Here is a 20817-nt window from a genome sequence, read left to right on the forward strand (position 1 = left end):
GTAAGGTTTGCGCCCTACGCCTTTTAAACAAGTGACTCTCGAATTAAAGCTGATAGTTTTATTTCAACAGCGCCACATTCACGAACACTGCGGTCATCAGTAACGGACACACAAAACGAATGTACTGAGCGAACCAATAATGTGGGCCACTCGCCACTTGGTGTAATTTGTTACCACGTTTCCATAACCAACCTACAGTAATGAAATAAAACAGCCCCATCAGCGGTAATTGGTATTGTGTTAATACCATAATCACTAAGCCAAATAACCAATCAAAGTTAAGAATGATCAAAGATGAAGCAACAAACACAACTAAGGTTACAAATAACGTGGCTTGTTTACGCTCAATGCTGTGATTTTCAACTAAAAATGCGACAGGAATTTCAGTTGATGAAATAGTTGAGGTCACCGATGCAATCGACATCAACACAAAAAACAACAAGCCAACCAGTAAGCCTACTTGCCCCATAGTGCTAAAAAGCTCAGGTAATATTGCAAAAATTAATTGCCCCTCACCGACTAGCTTACCATTACTGAATACCTCAACGCCGTTGTGCTGAGCAACAAAAATGGCAGGAATAATTAATAACCCTGCTAAAAATGCCACCCCCGTATCAAGCAATGCAACCGTGCCTGTTAGTTTTGGTAAGTTGGCGTCTGGCTTTAAATATGAGCCATATACCATCATACACCCCACACCTAACGACAATGAAAAGAACGCTTGCCCCATCGCGGCAATAATTAAGTTTGCATCGAAAATTTGACTAAAATCAGGCACTAAATAAGCAGCAAAGCCATCCATTGCGCCATCAAGGGTGGCAATATAAGCAATTAAAGCCACCAGCAACACTAACAATAGTGGCATTAAGCGGCGTGACCAGGTCTCGATACCCGATTTAACCCCTTTTAAAATAATACTGGCTGTTAAGATAAGCATGAGTGGCGTAAACACAAAATTGCGCGCCATTGAATCACTGTGTAAAAAGTCACTGAGCTTAGCTAAACCAAAAAAGCTAGCGATTGGTTCAAGCGCATATGCAAGCATCCAACCTGCAACAATCGAATAAAAACTTAGCATCACAATGGCGCCAAATAGGCCTATGTAACCCGCTGCGGCACCGACTTTTGGCGAGGTATCTTGCCATGCACTTGATAACGCTTTAACAGGATTTGCTTGCGCTTGATGACCTAAATACAGTTCGGTGTACAAGGCTGGAAGCGCTAATAAGAAAATAACAATAAAATAAACAAGTAAAAATGCACCGCCGCCATGGTTTGCCGCTTGCGTTGGGAAACCCCAAATATTACCTAAACCTACTGCCGCACCAGAAGCGGCGAGAACAAAACCAATACGACTTTGGAAGCCGTCACGAACTTGTGCCATACATCTACATTTCTGTTATTATTTTTCCTCATTAAACCATAATTACAGTCAACTGCGTAAACAATTTGCGTTTGTGTGTGCCTGCAACCGTGCATTTGCTGTAAAAATAAACAAATCTAATTCTGAGTATATGCGAAAGCCGCAAACCATGAGCAGTCACTATTTTTCTAACACTTTAAAAATTGATTCAGCAGTAAGTTCAGCTGATAAACAAATCGTACTTGTGGATGCTTCACATATCGATATTAGTGCCCTGCCGGTTAGTAAATTACTCAGCCAGTTTGAGCAAAGCGTACTTGCAAAGCGCAAAGTACAAGCAGCAAAACAAGAGTACATTGCCACACGGTTAACACTTAAGTATTTATTAAAGCTCAGCGTTCCAGCATTTAAAAACACACCTCTTTGCGACATTTCAAGCCAATTTGATGACGCAGACAGCAAGCTTAAACTACACACGCCTGAGGGTGAGCCCATTTGGGCCTGTTTATCGCATTCGCGTGGTTTTATCGGCGCAGCACTCAACCCTGAGCAACATAAATTTGGTTTCGATATTGAACACTACACAAAAACACGCCCCTTTGTAAAACTTGCCAAACACTTTTATCACCAAGAAGAAGTCAACCTAATTAGCGCCTTTAACGATATAAACGAGCAAGCTGGGTGTTTTTTTAGAATTTGGACACTCAAAGAAGCGTTGGCCAAAGCAACTGCACAGCCTATCGCTAAGCTCTTGAGCCCAAATGTGTTTGAGGAAATTGAAAAACATAGCTTGACCGCATCAAGCCGAACCGTAAATGATTTTGATATTAGCGTGGTGGCACAAAAAAGCACTGACTGGCAGTGCTCTTTTATGACATTTGACGACTTACGCCGCGTTTTGGCTTTCTAATAAACGACTATGAATAGCTTGAACAACAAGGTCAGACTCACTCTGCTCAACTAAAAAGCACAGGTTATGTTTACTTGCACCATGGCAGATTAAGCGAATATTAAAATCACTCAATACCTGCATTAAGTTAGTTTCTTGCTGACGTAATTGAATTTCTGAACCAATTAATGCTACCAACGTTAAGTTATTCTCAACCGATACATGACAAAACTCAGAGAGTTTATCTAAACAGGCTTGATCAAGCTCTGGGCGTGATGCGTTAGGTGCGTTATCTAAGGTAATTGCCACACTGATTTCAGAGGTTGTTACTAAATCAACCGAGATATTAAACTCACTTAAAATAGTGAAAACACGCGCTAAGAAACCACTGGCTAAAAGCATTTCTGGGCTTTTAACCGTTAAAAGAATTTGGTTTTTACGCTGTGTGACTGCTCGAATACCAGGCTGCTCTGACTTTTCTTTTTCAATCCATGTGCCCCCTAATTGCGGTTCACGGCTTGAGCCAACAAACACGCTAATATGGCTGCGACTTGCCGGTAAAATAGTCGCGGGGTGCAATACTTTTGCCCCAAAGGTTGCCATTTCAGCGGCTTCGTCAAAGCTTAGTCGAGCAATAGGCGTGGCTTTTACACATAAACGCGGATCTGTACTGAAAATACCCACTACATCAGTCCAAATATGCACACTTTTAGCGTTAATTGCTTCTGCAAGCAATGCCGCGCTGTAGTCAGAACCACCACGGCCTAACGTGGTTGTTTGGTTATGCTCATCACTGCCAATAAAGCCTTGGGTTACCACAACTTGTTCTGCTAATAAGGGCACTAAATGTTTTTGCGCTGCCGCGGCTGTTGCAGCAATGTTTGGGGTAGCTTTTGCAAATTGACTATCTGTTTTTAAGACTTTACGCACATCAAATCGCACAGCATCTAAGCCCTGACCACGCAGTACTTGAGTAAATAAATAAGATGACAGGCGCTCACCAAAGCTCAGCAGTTCATCTTGCTCAGCGGCCGATTTAGCCCCTGCTGCTGCAAGCGTTTGAAATGCTTTTAAGGTTTCATCAAAGCCATGAGCTAAATCAGCATCCAGCGACAGCTCGGCTAAAATATTTTCTTGAATAGCAATAACACCTGTGATGTGTTCATCGCGCTGTGCTGCGCTTAAATCACCTTTACACAGTGCAACTAAATGATTGGTTACGCCCGCACTTGCACTCACTGCAACAACGCGTACTTGATTATCTGCACAGACAATTTCTGCACAACGACTCATGGCGTCAAAGTTAGCTACACTGGTGCCACCAAATTTTGCAACTACATAATCTGATTTCGAGTTGGCGGCTAATTGGGTATTCATGTCGTCTCCTTTTGTGGGTAACAATCCACATTAATTCAAGAAGAACTCGGCAAGGGGTGCTTTGATAAAAAAGAGTAGTCCACTGCCAGAAGCTCTCCACCTAGTTTGGTGACAGTTTTGAGGATTCAGCCCCATAAACCGAAAAATAACCGCGACGACCGATTACTTTCCTCGGCGAGTACTTCCCTCTTTAATGGTCATTGGCAATCGTCACCTCACATTAAATACCTAAGTATCGCACCTCTTCTGAATGTTAAGTTAACACCTGGTTAAAATAACAAAGCCTGCTATAAAAAGCAGGCTTTGAAACTTATCGTTTAGACGTCTAGCTGTCAAGTATTAAATAAAACTTCCCGCTAGGTATGAGCCATAATAACCCGTTGTATAAGCTATTAATAAATACAGCGACATTTTTAAATAACTCATAAACGTTAATGCTTTTACTTTACTCATTGCGATAATACCCGCTGCAGAGCCGATAATAAGCATTGAGCCTCCGACACCTGTCGCATAGGTAAACGATAACCATTGCTGAGGGCTCATGACAATATCGGCTTTCAGTAATGCAGCCGTTAGCGGCACGTTATCAACCGCAGCCGACAACAAGCCCATTAAGTAGTTTGCATACTCAGGCGCCATAAGCTCATATAAGTGCGTAAATTTAGACAGCATACCCACTTCTTTAAGCGCACCTACGAGTAGCAATACCCCCACGAAGAATAAGAGCGTGTCGTATTCAATTTCACGAATATAATCAATAATTTTTTTGTTAACGTCTTTCTTGCGCATTAAAAATTGCGCCACTAAAAACATTAACGACAAACCAAATAAAAAGGTTAATAGTGGTGGCACACTATAAAGCACACTGAGTGTTAGGGTTGCGATAATCGTCGAGAAAAAGATCACCGCAATGGTGATGTCGGTCTTTTCTATGCGGCGGGCAGCTTGTTTTTCGAATACGACATTCCCTGACATCCCCGTAGATAGCATAACAGCCAATAGCGCCACACTTGCAAGTGAAGGCACAATAAGCAATAACAAGTTACCGATGGTGACTTTCTCATCAAGGAAAATCATTAAGGTCGTTACATCACCCGTAATAAGTGATACCCCACCAGAGTTCACACTGAATACAATGAGGGTCGCGTATTTTATTAATTTTTTAGGATCAAGCTTTAGCGACATCACTACTGCAAGCGAAATTAATGTTGCTGTGATATTGTCGGAAATAGAAGAAAACAAAAACGCAAAACCACCAATCAAAAACATCAGCTTTCGTTCGCTGATTTGATTTGGCATAATTTTGTGAACAATATTTTGAATAAACCCTTTCGAGTTTAAATAAGCAACAAAGGTCATAGCAGCCATTAGGAATAACCACAAAGTAGCAATTTCTAAAATATTGTGATCAAGTTGATGTTGTATAGTTTCTGGGCTTTGCCCATGAATTGGAGAGATAAACAAGATAATCCAGCATAAAGTGCCAAAAAAAAGCGTCGTTTTGGCCTTGTTTACATGGATAATATCCTCTATAACGATAAGCAAAAATGCCACCGCTATCAGGGTTAGGATAAGTGGGGTTACCATGGTGTTTGAACAACCTTTATAAAAATGTAAAAATTGTAAGTCGAGTGTTTCGGCGCGGATTCTAGCAGCATCTAAGTCATAAAACTATTCTCAATTACATAAATTACTACTAAACGCTAACACCAAAATTTTGATTTACTGGAGCCGTATGATCCCAGCTAAAAAGTTATTAAATACCCTTACAGAGCATTGGGGGGTGTTAGAACTCTTATTTAAACGTTTTAAGATGGCTGATTTCAGCTTAAAAGACGTGCAAAATGCGATAAAACAAAAACAGCCAAGCTGGTCAAATGAACGCATTTATAAAGAAACAAATCGTTTATTGAATCAAGATATTATTATTCCACTGGCAAAATCTTCGCAATTAGAAATCAACCGCGCAATTGCTGACTTTGCAACCTTTTTATTGCAAGAAGAACATTTGGGTTTAGCACAAGAGATCAACGTATTAGTTGATGACTTAGCACGCTTGGGCAACCGCTTAGCAAAAGCCGGAGAAATTGAAGATTACGACGAGCTGCGTCGCTTTAGCCGAATTATGGATGATCGGGTTCGCAAAATAATGAAACTGTTTAGCCATAACGAAAACGCTATTTTAAATATTGTTGAACAAGCTAAAGCTAATAACGCAGTACAATCGCTACAAAAACGCTATCAAGCTGTTATAGAAGCATTTGACGAATACATAGAGCCAATGCTTGAAATGGTTGATATACGCGGCGATTTCCATGCTTGTTTTAACACCATTGAAACGCAAATAAGCCTTCAGATTGAACAAATTGATCGGCTCGGAAAGTCATACCAAGACAAACGCATGCTTGAGCAACTTCGAACGCGTATTTTAGAAATGCATTTAGTGGGTCGCGAAAGCCTGCGTAAAAGTGCTGATATGCTAATGCCACTGCGTGAAGAGCTGCGCCGTAATAACTTGATCACCCGCCAAGCAGCGAAAGTACTTGGGCTTGTGCGTAAAAATGGCGTTGATAACATGCTGAGCGCCGTGCAACCTAATTTTGTTTCTGATTCACAACGCTTTTCACTTGGTCAACAACGCCATATTATCGCCTATATGGCAGGTTTAGTTGACTTTGAGCACGATGAATACGAGCTACCAGAGCATCAAGATGTGCCGGCGTACCAAAGCCCTAATATCCCCGATTACAACGATGTAAAATCACAGTTTAAAAAGCGCTTCAAAAAGGCCACCAAAAAGTCACAACCGCTGCTTAGTTTCTTAGATGAAAGCTACCCCGACCTTGACGCTGACGAAATGCTGTTTTTATATCAAAAACTCATTAGCGATGGCGACCTTGAAATCAGCCAAAGCCAAGAAAAAGTAAAAATAAAGATTGCCCAGCAGCACTTTTCACTCTACCCGTTTAATTCATCGCCTGCTGATGACAAACAAGCAACAGAGCAATAACTATGACAGATATTAATTTAGATGATTTAACACATCTACAAGCGATTAATAAAAAGCTCACCTCAGGCTATCACATTAGCGAGCAAGACACCTTAATGTGGCAAGAGCTTGATCAACACATTGATGCTTATCGCGCCCTATTCAATGCACTCGGTCATGATTTACAACACGATAGCCGTGGCTATTACTACTTTGGCAGCGATGAAAGCACACCTAATATGGGCAAGATCTCGCGCGCTATTGCACTGACTATTTACATTTTGATTGAACACTATGCCAACACAGGTAAAGACCCGATGCGCGCTTTGTTCGACGAAGTTAATGACTTAGAGCTCATGCAAACCCTTGTGCAAATTAATAAACATTTGTTTGATCAACTTGAAATTTTCTCTGGCTCAGATTTACGTAAAGATGTGTATCTACGTATGGTGCGCTTAGGACTTGCCCGCGAAGTTGAAAACGGCTTTATGCTACAAGCCCCTATTTATCGTTATATCGATGCATTAATGGAAGTAAACGAAGAAACCTACCTAGGAGATGACGAATAATGCAAAGCCAAAGCCTATACGGACTCAGTAAGCTTGCGCTATTAAATACCGCTGGCTATGCAAAATGCGTGATCCCGCTTGATAAAAGTAGCTCGATTTGTGCCCCTAACAATACCGGTAAAAGCTCTGTTATTAATGCCCTGCAGTTTCCGCTAATTAATGATTTACGCCTTACCGAGTGGGATGGTCACGATTTAGATGAAACCCGAAAGTTTTATTTTTCATCCGACCAATCATATATATTACTTGAAGCCGACTTACCAAACGGCCCAGTAGTCATTGGGGTTGCTGGTTTGGGTAAAATTGCAGGATTCGCACATCAGTTTTTTTGCTATCAGGGCAAACTACACCTTGACCATTACACCCAAGGCAAAACTATTGTTAAGTTCACTAAGCTGTTTAATCATTTAAAAGAGCAAGGATTCAATCCTATTGAACTTAAAGCACAAGAGCTCAACGCCCTTTTAACTGGTGGTGCGACGCCGTTTGATGGCGATATCAATTTAAAAATGATCCCGCTGAATAACGTACAAGACTCGGCAATTTACAAAGAAATCTTCCGCCGTATTCTTAACTTGCACAAGCTCGGTGCCAGTGATGTTAAACGCTTTATGCTGCGTGTGTTTGAGCGCCATATGTCAAACTCTCGGGTAGACTTTTATGAAGTATGGCGTCGCTCATTCGACAAAGTAAACCGTGCCAAACGCGAGTTAAAAGCCCTTGAATCAATGCAAGAGCCTATTGCAGCCCTTGAATCTATGCTTGAAAATCAAACCGTATTAAAAGGTAAACTGGCTGCGTACGCACCTAAGATTGACCAAGCTTTAATTGACTTTGAAAGCTATCAACAAGAGCAGCTAACAGAGCTCAATCTTGCCCTTGAAGATATCGAGCACGAAAAACACGAATTTGAACAAAAGCAACAGTTATACATTCAACAGTCTCGCGATATTGAACGCAAACAAACGCAAATTGAGCAATGGTTTTTAGACTACCGAGCATTAAAATCTGAGTTTGAACTGGTTAATAAAGCCACTTTAAAAGTAAGCCTTACCCAGCTTAAGCAGGACTATGAGTCGCTGTCGCATTCATTAAACAGCGCACAAGGGCAAAGCTTACACACGCTTGATTACCGCATCAGCGAAACACAAAAGCAAATTAAAAGCTTAAAGCTGCAGCTGAAAAACTTAGAGTTCAACCTCTTTACTCGTATGCGTGAAGACTTGTCTTTAAAAGAGGTTGAAGAAATTTCGCGTATTCTCAATCCCGATATTCTCTCGTTTGCGACCACCAGCAATGGGGATGTCGAGATTACTGACGAAGATGCCTTTGGGGAATTTTTAGAGCAATTATCAGCCAACGTAAAAGGCGGTATTCTTACCCTACCGGGTGCAACGATTAAGCTCAAAAAGCTTAGCCCAGTGCAAATGCAAACTGGCGAAAACAAAGAGCAATTAACCGCACAATTAGCCGCACTTGAAAACTCATTAAAAGAGTTTAAACAGCAGCGCGAAGTTGCTGCCAATGTCGCCCAAAAGCAAAAAGAGAAAGACGCGCTTTATGATGAGCTAATGGCCTCTGAAGAGGCGTTAAAACGCTTTGAACAATTTGAAATCATGCAGCAATCTGTTGATGCGCAAACCCTGCTTAAAGAGCAGCTAAATGCTGAACGCGAACAAGTGGACGACTACCTGCAAGATATCCAAAAAAACAGTGGGTCAATTAGTGATCGTCGTTCAATTATCAAATCGAAAAAAGATCTACTCGCCCGCCAAGCTGACCGCTTACGTCAAGTTAAGTCGGAGCGAATTGACCATACTCTCGATTTTTACTCAGGCAAAGTAACGCCGTACATGATCGAAATCAGCATTGATTTTGATAACTTAAGTGATCTCATTCATCATTTTAATAAAGATTGCCAAGAGCTGAGAAACTTTGATATCAACGTGCGCAATACCTACATGCATATTTACAATGCAGGAATTACAAAGTTCGATAACGAAAACGATGAGTTCACTAAGTACGAAAAACTAATAAGCGCGTTTAACAATATTGATAACGAACGCGATGCGGTTGAGCGCCAAGGCCGAGTTGCCCTTACCGAAGTAGCCGCCACCATTAAAGGCCTTCGTGAAGACCTAGATCGCCTTCGCCGCGAAATGAATAGCTTTAACAAAGGCATTAGTCAGCATCGTATTTCAAACTTACAAGCCTTTAAGATCAATGTGATCCCGCGAAAAATGTTGGTTGATAGTATCGACACCATTATCAGTACCTCAAACCAGTTTGAGCAAGGTGATACTCTCGATTTATTAAGCCAAGAGCCGTACAGTGAGTCGGCAGTAAACGAAGCAAAAGATCATTTAATTAAGCTCGCTTCAGATAAAGCGGGATTAACACTGACCGATTTATTTGATATTCGCTTTGAGGTAGTAAACCGTGCAGGTGAAACAGAGCACTTTGAAAAAATTGACTCTGCGGGCTCTAACGGCACACGTATAACAATTAAGTTACTATGTGGCATGCTGTTTATTCGCTACCTGTTAAGTGATCAAGAACAAAACTTATACCGTATCCCTATTTATATTGATGAAGCGGCGGATATCGACCCACAAAACCAAAAAGCAATAATAGAAACCGCTTTGAGTTTTGGCTTTGTGCCAATTTTTGCATCTGTTAAGCCACAAGTGAGTTGTGACTACATTGTGCCTATTCGGACAGTAAAAGATGGGGCACAAAACTGGGTCGATGAAAAAGACTGGATTGAGGTCGAACACAGCGCCTAATCACATAAATTAATAAATGATTCAGTCAAGGATGACTATATTTACATTCTATTACATTACTTTTTTTGAAATGTGCCATAGTAACTAAATAATCATTCAGTTGAATTATTTTTGTGTTATGTTATCAATCAAGTAGTGGAAATTTTTGCCAAGGAGCAAACAGTATGAAGAACTTATTAATCGCAACGGCTGTTTTATTTTTAGCGGCTTGTGCTAAAACCCCTGATTGGGATTACGATAAATCAGCTGACTTTAGCAACTATAAAACTTTCTCGTGGGTTCCTAACGCGAGCCTAACAAAGAATGTTGCAAACTACCAAATCAGTCCATTAATGGAAAAGCGTGTCCGCGAAGCGGTAAATGCTGAACTTGAAAAAAGTGGTATGCAACTGGTTGACGTTGCACAAGCTGATGTACTTATTAACTACCATGCATCTGTTGATACTAAAATCGATGTAGATACGTTTAATGTTGGTTATGGCGCACGCTGGAATTATTGGGGCATGGGCTACAACACGCAAACAACAACGCGTGAGTACGAAGTAGGCACATTAATTTTAGATGTTGTCGACCGCGCTTCTAACCAACTTGTTTGGCGTGGAGCTAAAGAAGGTCGTTTACAAAAGAACCAGTCACCAGAAAAACGTACTGAAGTGATCAAAGAAACTGTCGCGAATATTTTAAGTAACTTTCCGCCACAGTCAGTGAAACAATAATTACATGTTTCGATAAAAGACCGCGATTAATTCGCGGTTTTTTTATGCCTAAATCAATGCTGGTTGGAGTGGTATAACTCAGTGATTCAGATACAATAGCCGCAATTTTGCAGTGGTTTGCCATGTTTATACGGTAATTAACCCCACTGCTCTCAACACAGTAATCATAAGAGAGTTTTAGATGGTACGAGCGGTACACTTCACACTTCCTGCATTATTCGTCACTTGCTCACTGTTTGCAGAAGAAGCAAACAACATTGAACAAATCACCGTTGAAGTATCAGCAACAGCCAATAAAGAACCTGTTGGCACCTTTGATGCGCCCGTTTCAAATTTAGAATACGACCCACGTGTCGACTTACAATCACGTAATATGGCTGAGGCACAAGCCGATGTGACGATACGGGGTGGTATTTTTGAAAATACCGGCTTTCGTGTTGGCAGCAGCACCTTATTCGATCCACAGTCAGGGCATTACTTTGCAGAAATTCCTATTGCACCGCAGATGCTAGCAGGCCCAGCGGTTCTAACCGGTGCTGATAACGCTCTATATGGCATGAATAGCTCTGTAGGGACCGTTTCATTTGGCTGGCGACCTATTACAAGCACGGGGAGTGCTTCGTTAGGGATTGGTAGCAATGGCTTTAACTTACAGAGTATTCATGCAGCGCACAGCCAAAAGCTTGAGAGCATGCCTGATTGGCGCTTAGGCTTTGAAGGTGAGTATTCGCATTCAAAAAGTGATGGTTCTATTAAGAATGGTGACCATGATTTTGAACGCGCATCGGCACGCATTCAACTGGCAAGTGACACTTCACAAACTGATTTAATGTTCGGTAAACAAGCAAAGTTTTTTGGTTGGCCCAACTTATACACGCCGTTTAATTTTAATGAAACCGAAGATCTTGAAACCACTTTGGTAATGTTAAATCACAAACACTTGTACGGTGCGAGCAATACATTTGAAGTGACCGGTTATTATCGTAAACATAACGATCACTATGTATTATCACGTGAAAACCCCGCTATTTTTGAAGCTTTTCACGAAACAACGGTAAAATCACTGGGGTTATCGGGCCGCCACGCACTCAACACGGCATATGCAATTAACTACTCAGGGCAATTTATTGCAGATTCTATTGAGTCTACTTCTCTTGAAAACAACTTTACTTCACGCAATTACACGAAGTTAAGCGTATTGCCAGAATACACAACAGCACTTGCTACTGATAAACAGCTTACCGTGCGTGCGGGTGTAGCATTTGATAACACAAATCGTGATCGTTCAGATACCTCCTTCATTGCTGATGCGAGCCTTAAAGTTGTCAATCAAAATGGCAGTGAACACACGTGGTATGCGTCATACGCAGAGGCAACTCAAGTACCAGGTTATACAGCGATTGGTGGCAGCGAAACAGGTGGTTTATTCAGAAGTAACTACAACCTTGAGCGCGAAACGACCGACAACCTCGAGTTAGGCTTGCTAATTGAAGAGCAAACATGGCGCTTAGATTCAGCGATATTTTATCGTAAAGATAAAAACCTCACTGACTGGACCTACCGCTTTGATGCAACCTCAGCGCGTTTTGCCAACCCTGTTGATATTGATACTTTAGGGGTTGAGTTCCTAGCTAATAAGTCGTTTGACACCACCGAGCTTATTGCCAGCTACACCTATTTAGAAAAGTCCGAAGATTATGGCGCAGCGGATATTGATGCGAGTTTTTACGCCCTAAACTATCCAGATCACCGTTTAACACTCGGTGCAGTTTGGCAACCAATGGACGTACTTGAACTGCGTATTGATAATGAATGGCGTAAACAGCACAGCAATCGCCTGAGACGCTCAAGCGATGAAGCCTTCTTTACGCAACTGACGCTAAAATTCACTCCAGCTCAGCTTGAAAATGTGTTTATTACTTTAGCAGCAGACAACATATGGGATGAATCATTCGAAGAAGTCCCCGGCACTCCAGGACGCGGCGAGCAATACACACTAAGCGCTACGTATAGCTGGTAGTTCACAAACCAAAAATGCCAGTCAATAAGACTGGCATTTTCGGTTACATTCTTAAGCTAAAAATGAATGGTATAAGCCATAAAATATCGGAGAGCTAACTAAAAAACCCACAAATAATATTTTAAAAAAACTATCTTTGCTTTCAATCGAACTCATAATCGATACAGAATCCGTATCAGCCTGTTCTATGGGTTTAAATCTTCGGTAAGTTTTTACCACCACTAAACCGATAATGAATGGCATGACAATAGCTAATACAACTAACAACAAAAATAACCACGCTTCATTGGATGTGTGTCTCATATTCTTCCTTAATTACAAAATCAGTGTATCGTAACTAAAATAGAACCAGCTTGCTAAATGTTTTATGATAAATATTGTTTAAAGCTTTTCAGAAACAACAGCCAAATTTATGTCATCTGTTCAAGTTCGGTAATTAGATACAATGCTTGTTCGTTAGTCGTGCCACACACATCTATCGTGGCAGAAAAGTCGCTACACACCTTTGGCCTTGAGGCATCACCAAATAATTTACACAAATTATTCTCATCAAGCTGAATACAGCGCTCTCCGGCCGCTTTGCCGTTTGGCATCCCTGGAATGGGTGAGCTAATACTAGGTGCAATACAACAGGCGCCACAGCCTAATCTACATGCCATTTTATCTGTCATCACGTACCTCTTTAAGAACCTTTATCGCGTCTTTGTAATATGTGTAATGGTTTGTTACATCTTCAAACGCCTTGTAAACACTTTATTGCGTATGCTTAGCCTAACAAATTTTAAATTTAATCATTACCGTCAACCGTGAGGGAATATCCCGTGGCTAGTAAAAAACAAATCATTCTCCCTATTGCCGTTTTAGTCGGCGGCTTAGGAATGGCTTTTGCGTTTGCCTCAATGAAGCAAGCCCCTGTCGAAAAACCAGAACAAGATACGCGTCCGCTTGTATCGATTAAACCATTGAGCTTCGATACGATTACTCTCGATGTAAAATCGTACGGCATTGTTAAGCCAAAGAATCACACCGAGCTTGTAGCGCAAGTTAGCGGCCAAGTTGTATCGCTTTCTGATCAGTTTGTACAAGGCGGATTTGTTAAGCAAGGCGACATTCTAGCACGAATTGACCCAAATGATTACGAAGCAGCACTTATCGAAGCCGAAGCTGGGCTTGCACAAGCAAGTTCTGCACTGGAGATTGAACGTGCACAAGTTTCTGTTGCGCAAGCTGAGTGGGATCGTATCAAAGGCGACTCTCATCAAGTTATTCCCTCTGAACTTTACCTACGTAAACCACAACTCGCTGAAAAACTTGCTAATTACCGTGCAGCGCAAGCAAGCGTTAAGCGTGCTAAACGCAACTTAGAACGTACTTATATTAAAGCCCCTTACGATGCCATTATCGAAGAACGCTTAATTAGTTTAGGCAGTGTTGTTAACCCGGGTAACAGCTTTGGCAGTTTAAGTTCTACCTCACTTGCTGAAATCCGCTTACCCGTTGCCGATAAAGACTTACAGTATTTGGATAATCAAGGTATTGGTGCAAACGTTTCTATTAGCGCCGAGTTTGCTGGTAAACAAACCACATGGCAAGCTACCATTGTTCGCACTGAAGGTGTGGTAGACCAACGCAGTCGAATGAATTATTTAGTTGCCCAAGTTGCTACGCCCTACCAGCAAAAAAATCCATTACGTTTTGGCTCATACATCAACGCGACTATTCAAGGTCGCGCTTTAGATAATGCCATTGTTGTGCCACACCACTTAGTAAAAGACAACAAAATTGCCGTTTTACAAGAAGGCGAAACACTGACATTTAAAACCCTTCATATCGTGCGTGAACAAAATGGTATGGTGATCGCGGATAACGGCCTTGCGAATGGCGAAAAACTCATTACCTCAGCCCTTGAGTACCCCACTGAGGGGATGGCTGTAAAGTTAGATAACGCTGAGTTAAGCGCGCCAACCACGCAACTCGCGTTAAAAGAGGACTAAGTCATGACCACGCAAAGAGAAAAAGGTTTAATCGCGTGGTTTGCTCGCAACCCTGTTGCAGCAAATCTCCTCATGATCTTTATTTTAGTAGGCGGTTTGCTGACCGCTATGTCTGTTCGTAAACAGATGTTCCCACAGTTTGAAAGTAACTGGATCAGCATTCAAGCTGTTTATCCGGGTGCTGCTCCACAAGAAGTAGAAGAAGGCATCACCATAAAAGTCGAAGAGTCACTTGAAGGACTCGAAGGTATTAAACGCTTAATTACTTACTCAAACCGCGGGTTTTCACAAGCCTGGATCGAAATTGAAGAACAATACGATCCGCAGGAAGTGCTTGACGAAATCAAGATGCAAGTTGACTCAATTAATACCTTTCCTGCAGAGATGGAACGGCCTATTGTTCGCCGTGATAAGTACGAGCAAGAAGTCATGATCTTGGCGCTTTATGGCGATATGAGCAATTACCAACTAAAAGAGCTGGGTAACGACATAAAAGATGAACTTCAAGCGTTACCGCAAATCAACTTAGTTGAATTTCACAGTGGCCTAAATTATGAAATTGGCATTGAAATAAGCCCTGATAAACTGCGCGAGTATGGTTTAACGTTCCGGGATATTGCGACTGCCGTGCGTAGCTTTTCGGCAAATATGTCGGCGGGTCAAATTCGCTCTGAAAATGGTTATATTTCAATGCGTGTTGAAAACCAAGCTTACCGTGGTAAAGAGTTTGAGAACCTCCCGTTATTGCACCTACCCGATGGCGCACAAGTGCTACTTGGCGATGTAGCCACCGTGAACGATGGCTTTGAAGAGGGTCTGCAATACTCAAAATACAATGGCAAAAACTCATTAACGTTTGAAGTTAATGCCTCTAAAGATCAAGATATCACCAAAGTTGCAGCGGTTCTTAAACAGTACCTTGCTGATAAAGCCCCACTCTTACCAGAGGGTGTAAAATTATCACCTATTGTCGATTTAACTTACTACCTTGAAGGTCGTCTAAATATGATGATCGATAATATGATTTGGGGGGGTATTTTGGTGATGGTGGTACTCGCCCTATTCTTGCCATTGCGATTAGCATTTTGGGTCATGATGGGGTTGCCTGTGTCTTTCCTAGGTGCTTTTTTAATGATGCCAATGGGCTTTTTAGATATCACCGTTAACCTTGCATCCTTGTTTGCCTTCATATTAGTTCTGGGGATCGTCGTTGATGATGCCATTGTGGTCGGTGAGTCAGCCAGTGCTGAAATTGAAAAACACGGCCATAGCCTTGATAACGTTGTGCGTGGTGTAAAACGCGTTGCCATTCCTGCTACATTTGGTGTACTAACAACCATTGCTGCATTCTTACCGCAAACACTGGCGTCGGGACCTGGTTCTGCGTTCTCTAAAGCCATTGGTGGGGTAATTATTTTATGTTTAATTTTCTCTTTGATTGAATCGAAACTTATTTTACCAGCTCACCTAGCGGCAATGAAAAATAAGCCTGCCAACCCAAAAAACCCTTTACATCGTTTGCGTTTAGGTATGGATAACGGTTTGAAAAACTTTGTCGATAATTATTACACGCCATTTATTGGTCACTGTATCCACTATCGATATACCGTTATTGTTGGCTTTATTTGTGTCCTTATTGTGAGCGGTGGTATGTTTGCAGGTGGTTTAGTGAAGTTTGTTGCGAACCCTAAAATTCCGCATGACTTTCCGCGCATCTCAGTCGAAATGAACTTATCGTCATCTGAGCAAGCAACGCTTGAGACAGCAAAAACAATTGAAAACGTCATATTAAATGTCGATAAGCAACTGCAAGAGCAGTATGGTCAATCGATGATCCGTGACTTATCAGTCAGCTTACGAGGTCGCACCAATGCCAATATTATGGCTATTTTAGTTGAGCCTGACTTACGCCCTATCGATACATTTCAGTTAAGTGCGTTATGGCGTGAACAAATGCCGCCACTGCCTGGTGTAAAAACACTTAACATTCAAGACAGCATAATGAATGGCGGCCGTGATGATGGCGATGTAAGTTTTCGCTTAGAAGGCAAAGACATTAACAAACTAAAAGAAGTCGCAGCAAAACTTAAAGAGAAACTTAACAGCATGGAAGGTGTTGGTGACGTTAATGACTCACTACAATCGGCGACCGATGAAGTACAGCTAGAACTTAAACCTCTTGCGTATAGCTTAGGTCTTACACTGTCTGATGTTGCTTCGCAAGTGAGCTTTAGTTACTACGGATTAGAGGCACAACGTATTCTTCGCGAAGGTGAAGAGATCAAAGTCATGATTCGCTATCCACGAGAATCACGCAATGCTGTGAGCGACATTACCGATGCACGTATCATTACGCCAACGGGTGTTGAAGTGCCGCTGGCAGAAGTTGCTAAAGTAAATATCGTAGATGGGGTTAACCGTATTCGCCGAGAAAATGCAAAGCGTACTGTTAATGTGTGGGCTGCGGTTAATACCGAGCAAGCAGAACCATTTGCAATCGCAAAAGAAATTCGTGATGAGTATTTACCCAGCCTACTTAAAAACTACCCAGGTGTAGAAAGTAATGTAGCAGGACGTATTCAAGAAGAAATGGACAGTGTGGCTGAGCAAGTACGTGATTTTGCTCTGTCGATGATGATTATTTTTGCATTATTAGCGATTCCACTTCGCTCATATTCTCAGCCATTTATTATCATGTCGGTTATTCCATTTGGTGTGATTGGTGCCATGTTTGGTCACATGATTTTAGGGATGACCATGAGCAGCCTGTCGGTGTTCGGCATTATTGCGGTTGCAGGTGTAGTTGTGAATGATTCACTCGTAATGGTCGATTTTGTTAATAAAGCCCGAGCAGAAGGAGTCGCAATTAAAGAGGCAGTAATGCAAGCAGGGGCACGCCGCTTTAGAGCCATTTTATTAACGTCGATCACTACATTTATAGGTGTATTGCCAATAATTATGGAAACCAGTTTACAAGCCAAAATAGTTATCCCAATGGCTGTATCGCTGGCGTTTGGTGTGTTATTTGCGACCGTGATTACATTAATTTTAATTCCATGTCAGTACGTGGCATTAGAAGACTTCAAGCGTTTAATTGCTAAACTAAGAGGCAAAAAAACAACGCCTGATGCCCCACTACAGACATCGAGTAACTAAGCCCTCTCCTTATCCCAACCAAGCGCTTGGTAAGCTTTCTTACCAAGCGTTTTTTGTTAAAAAATAAACAAATATGTTCCTAAAATTTTCATAACTTTGCTAAGCTTAAGTGTGTAAAAAAGAAACAAATTCAAAGAATACTAATTTGCATATTCTAAGAGTTATTTTTAGGCGAAAACCCTCGTCGCGAGCACTGCAAAATTTCGTTGTTCAAAATCAGAAATTTTTAACGCTGTCAGCATCAGGTTTTACCCCTCTGAATAATTAAGTATTAATGCTAATTAGTGTCACTCTTACAAACACGTTATAAGGACATAGCTATGAAATTTATTCGCTACACTGCCTTGGTTAGTTGTTTATCTTTTTGTATTCCTGCGCTGGCTGAAAACCCATATTTACAACAACAGCTTGAACCTATTTTAATTGGCGAATCTCATTCTGTAGAAAGCGAACTAATCCACTCCCCTGAAATGACTGTTGCCACCTACAAAGCAAATAACTTTGAACGTGTTTGGTCTGATTTTGCGTACACAAAACAAGCTCTTAATTTAATTGCACAAGCTGAGCTTGAAGGACTTTTCCCTAACGATTACCACTTTGACACGCTGATGGCATTGGCAAAAGAAATTGACAAGCGCGGCACGCAAGCCGTCGAAGCACAATTCGATGTGCTGATGACCGATGCCATCATGACTTACGCAAAACACCTGATTCGCGGTAAAGTGAACCCTAAACTACTATCCGACACATGGAATTACGAGCAGTCTGATGTCACCCCAGATGCCGCTGCAAAAGCGCTGCTTAAACATGTAAAATCAAAAAGCCTCGAAAAAGGCCTTAATGATTTAAAACCCACTCTGCCCCACTATAAAACCTTGAAAGATGCATTGGTTTTTTATCGCGAACTTGACACCAAAGGTGAGCTTGCGAATATCACATTACAAAATAAGGTATTAAAACCCGGTCAATCAGACCCCGCTGTGCCACTATTAAAACAAAAACTACAACGCTTAAACTACTACTCTTCTGGAATTTCAGATGAAACCAGTTACGACAATGAACTTGTTGAGGCTGTTAAAAAATTCCAATATTTACATCAAGTTGCTGACGATGGTGTAATAGGAAATGAAACCATAAAGCTGCTCAATAGAGATTACAGTGAATATGTTAATGATATCTTAGTTAATTTAGAGCGCATTCGCTGGGTAGACAACACCATTACCGAGCGTTTTTTAATCGTTAATATTGCGGGGTATATGCTTTATCTGTTCGAAGATAACAAACTTCAATGGAAAACCAATGTAGTTGTAGGCCAAAACTACACAAAAACCCCCATATTCAAAGGGCAAATGAGTTACATAGTAATGAACCCGACTTGGACAGTACCACGGAGTATTTCTGGAGGGATTATTAAGAAAATGAAAGATAACCCCAACTATCTGAATGAAAAGGACTTTGTGGTAGTAGATAGCCGCCGTAACCCCGTAGATAGCAAGAGCATTGACTGGGCTAATGCGAGCCGCAAAAACTTCCCGTATTGGTTTGTACAGCAACCTTCAGAAAATAATTCACTGGGACAAATCAAATTCATGTTCCCAAATAAATACTCAATTTATTTGCACGACACTCCTGCAAAAAGTTTATTCCAGCAAGACCAACGTGCATTCAGTCATGGTTGCGTGCGGGTTGATGAGCCACTCACACTCGCTGAAAAAATATTAGGAACCTCGGATGGTTGGTCTCGCAGTAAAATTGATGACGCTATCTCTGCTAAAGAGACACAAAAAGTAACCCTGTCAAACCCGCTTGATGTCTTTTTAATGTATTGGACCGTGGCTGCAAATACAGATGATGGACTGCATTTTTACTCTGATGTGTATAATCGCGATCCTGTATTACTAAAAAAACTCACTAAGCCACTTTCAAATGATTCAATCTAGAGGTATTTATGAAATTTAGCCTAGTGGTTATCAGTACGTTGTTTGCATGCATAACGCTGCCTATCAGTGCACTTGAGCTCAACAACTCGCTGCACAGTATTGTAATGGATGCGAATGAAGTGCTCACCCTTGATAACACGGCTGACTTTTCTGCTACCGATGTGTCAGATGTAAAAACAGAACGGTTAGGCCCAGCAAGCCTCGCCGTTTATGCTCCTGAAAAAGCAGGGTTTTATTCTTTAGTACTGGCAAATTCACACGCTGAACGCACCTTAATGGTTATTGTAAAAAAGCCGTTTAACGCCAAAAACAAAGTACTGAATAATTACCAAATTGGCACGTACCCTGCTCCATACAAAAACAACCCACAGTACAGTGCCCCATCAGGGCTTATTGAAATAACAGAGCAGGATTTAACACGCCAATTAACACCTCATGTGCAAGTTAGAAATGTGATTTGTAAACAAGTGAGTGGTTTTCCAAAATACCTTTATGTTAATAACGACGGGTTAATGATGCTCGAAGATTTACTTAAATTTGTGCAACGTGAAGGGATTAAAGTAACTAAATTTGCCTTTATCAGTGGCTATCGTACGCCTCATTACAACCGCTCTATTGGTAATGGACGACACAGTCGTCATCAATATGGTGATGCCTTTGATTTATACATCGATGAAAACGGCGATGGACGCATGGACGATTTAAACGGTGATGGCAAGCTCACCATTGCCGATGTCGATGTACTTTATAAACTGTTCGAAAAATTTCAAAAGCAAAGCCGCTACACTGGCGGTATTGGCCGCTATATACCTGCGGCTCATCATGGTGGTTTTGTACACATAGACAACCGTGGCTTTACCGCAAGGTGGTAAGACACTCTATTAATAAATGAATTGTAATAGAATGTTTCTATTATATTCCAATAAGATAAAGACTAAGCTATTGTGAATTAGTACAAAAATCACACTAAATAGAAAATCCATCGCTCACATAGTGTCACGGCTAAAACGAGACTGCC

At 41.4% G+C, this 20817-nt stretch carries 15 protein-coding genes and 1 riboswitch; of the genes, 10 read left to right on the top strand and 5 right to left on the bottom strand.

Annotated elements, in window-relative coordinates; all coding sequences use genetic code 11:
* Window positions 1–58: 58 nt before the first annotated feature.
* Entirely contained in the window at window positions 59–1384 is a 1326-nt protein-coding gene (locus LPA49_RS00505) for a sodium-dependent transporter (protein ID WP_065978682.1), read from the bottom strand.
* 148 nt (window positions 1385–1532) lie between these two features.
* Between LPA49_RS00505 and LPA49_RS00510 the strand changes: the two genes are divergently transcribed.
* Entirely contained in the window at window positions 1533–2273 is a 741-nt protein-coding gene (locus LPA49_RS00510) for a 4'-phosphopantetheinyl transferase superfamily protein (protein WP_180310913.1), read from the top strand.
* Here the strand turns inward: LPA49_RS00510 and lysC are convergent.
* On the bottom strand, window positions 2250–3629 hold the full coding sequence (lysC, locus tag LPA49_RS00515) for a lysine-sensitive aspartokinase 3 (protein ID WP_065978684.1): 1380 nt from the start codon (window positions 3627–3629) through the stop codon (window positions 2250–2252). The genes LPA49_RS00510 and lysC overlap by 24 nt on opposite strands.
* An 81-nt stretch (window positions 3630–3710) precedes the next feature.
* A riboswitch (Lysine riboswitch) is annotated at window positions 3711–3883 on the bottom strand.
* 85 nt (window positions 3884–3968) lie between these two features.
* Complete coding sequence (nhaD, locus tag LPA49_RS00520; RefSeq protein WP_074989311.1) at window positions 3969–5216, bottom strand: sodium:proton antiporter NhaD; 1248 nt, start codon at window positions 5214–5216, stop codon at window positions 3969–3971.
* Between the two features lie 148 nt (window positions 5217–5364).
* Between nhaD and LPA49_RS00525 the strand changes: the two genes are divergently transcribed.
* The 5 genes from LPA49_RS00525 (at window position 5365) to LPA49_RS00545 (ending at window position 12709) form a co-directional block, all read left to right on the top strand.
* Window positions 5365–6639 carry a hypothetical protein gene (locus tag LPA49_RS00525; protein WP_036967717.1) on the top strand — a complete coding sequence of 425 codons (1275 nt, stop codon included), beginning with the start codon at window positions 5365–5367 and terminating at the stop codon, window positions 6637–6639.
* Window positions 6640–6641: 2 nt separating this feature from the next.
* Complete coding sequence (locus LPA49_RS00530) at window positions 6642–7187, top strand: hypothetical protein (RefSeq protein ID WP_062564547.1); 546 nt, start codon at window positions 6642–6644, stop codon at window positions 7185–7187.
* Window positions 7187–9973, top strand: coding sequence for an ATPase (locus tag LPA49_RS00535; protein WP_180310915.1), 2787 nt, complete (start codon window positions 7187–7189; stop codon window positions 9971–9973). The genes LPA49_RS00530 and LPA49_RS00535 overlap by 1 nt, the downstream gene beginning before the upstream one ends.
* Window positions 9974–10137: 164 nt before the next feature.
* On the top strand, window positions 10138–10689 hold the full coding sequence (locus LPA49_RS00540; protein WP_036967710.1) for a DUF4136 domain-containing protein: 552 nt from the start codon (window positions 10138–10140) through the stop codon (window positions 10687–10689).
* 181 nt (window positions 10690–10870) lie between these two features.
* Complete coding sequence (locus LPA49_RS00545) at window positions 10871–12709, top strand: TonB-dependent siderophore receptor (protein WP_180310916.1); 1839 nt, start codon at window positions 10871–10873, stop codon at window positions 12707–12709.
* A gap of 51 nt (window positions 12710–12760) precedes the next feature.
* Here LPA49_RS00545 and LPA49_RS00550 read toward each other — a convergent pair whose 3' ends face one another.
* Both LPA49_RS00550 and LPA49_RS00555 read right to left on the bottom strand, forming a co-directional pair.
* Window positions 12761–13012 carry a hypothetical protein gene (locus LPA49_RS00550; protein WP_065978689.1) on the bottom strand — a complete coding sequence of 84 codons (252 nt, stop codon included), beginning with the start codon at window positions 13010–13012 and terminating at the stop codon, window positions 12761–12763.
* Window positions 13013–13119: 107 nt separating this feature from the next.
* Window positions 13120–13368, bottom strand: a complete 249-nt coding sequence (locus LPA49_RS00555) for a YkgJ family cysteine cluster protein (RefSeq protein WP_180311637.1) — start codon at window positions 13366–13368, stop codon at window positions 13120–13122.
* 162 nt (window positions 13369–13530) lie between these two features.
* On the opposite strand from LPA49_RS00555, the gene LPA49_RS00560 reads away from it, so the two are divergent.
* The 4 genes from LPA49_RS00560 to LPA49_RS00575 all read left to right on the top strand — a co-directional run bounded on the left by LPA49_RS00560 (window position 13531) and on the right by LPA49_RS00575 (window position 20671).
* Complete coding sequence (locus tag LPA49_RS00560) at window positions 13531–14703, top strand: efflux RND transporter periplasmic adaptor subunit (protein WP_036967700.1); 1173 nt, start codon at window positions 13531–13533, stop codon at window positions 14701–14703.
* 3 nt (window positions 14704–14706) lie between these two features.
* On the top strand, window positions 14707–17859 hold the full coding sequence (locus LPA49_RS00565; protein ID WP_036967697.1) for an efflux RND transporter permease subunit: 3153 nt from the start codon (window positions 14707–14709) through the stop codon (window positions 17857–17859).
* Between the two features lie 320 nt (window positions 17860–18179).
* Entirely contained in the window at window positions 18180–19799 is a 1620-nt protein-coding gene (locus LPA49_RS00570; protein WP_036967694.1) for a murein L,D-transpeptidase, read from the top strand.
* 8 nt (window positions 19800–19807) lie between these two features.
* Entirely contained in the window at window positions 19808–20671 is an 864-nt protein-coding gene (locus tag LPA49_RS00575) for a D-Ala-D-Ala carboxypeptidase family metallohydrolase (protein WP_180310917.1), read from the top strand.
* Window positions 20672–20817: the final 146 nt, after the last annotated feature.

This window comes from Pseudoalteromonas sp. MB41, assembly GCF_020966275.1.
Classification (GTDB): Bacteria; Pseudomonadota; Gammaproteobacteria; order Enterobacterales; family Alteromonadaceae; genus Pseudoalteromonas; species Pseudoalteromonas lipolytica.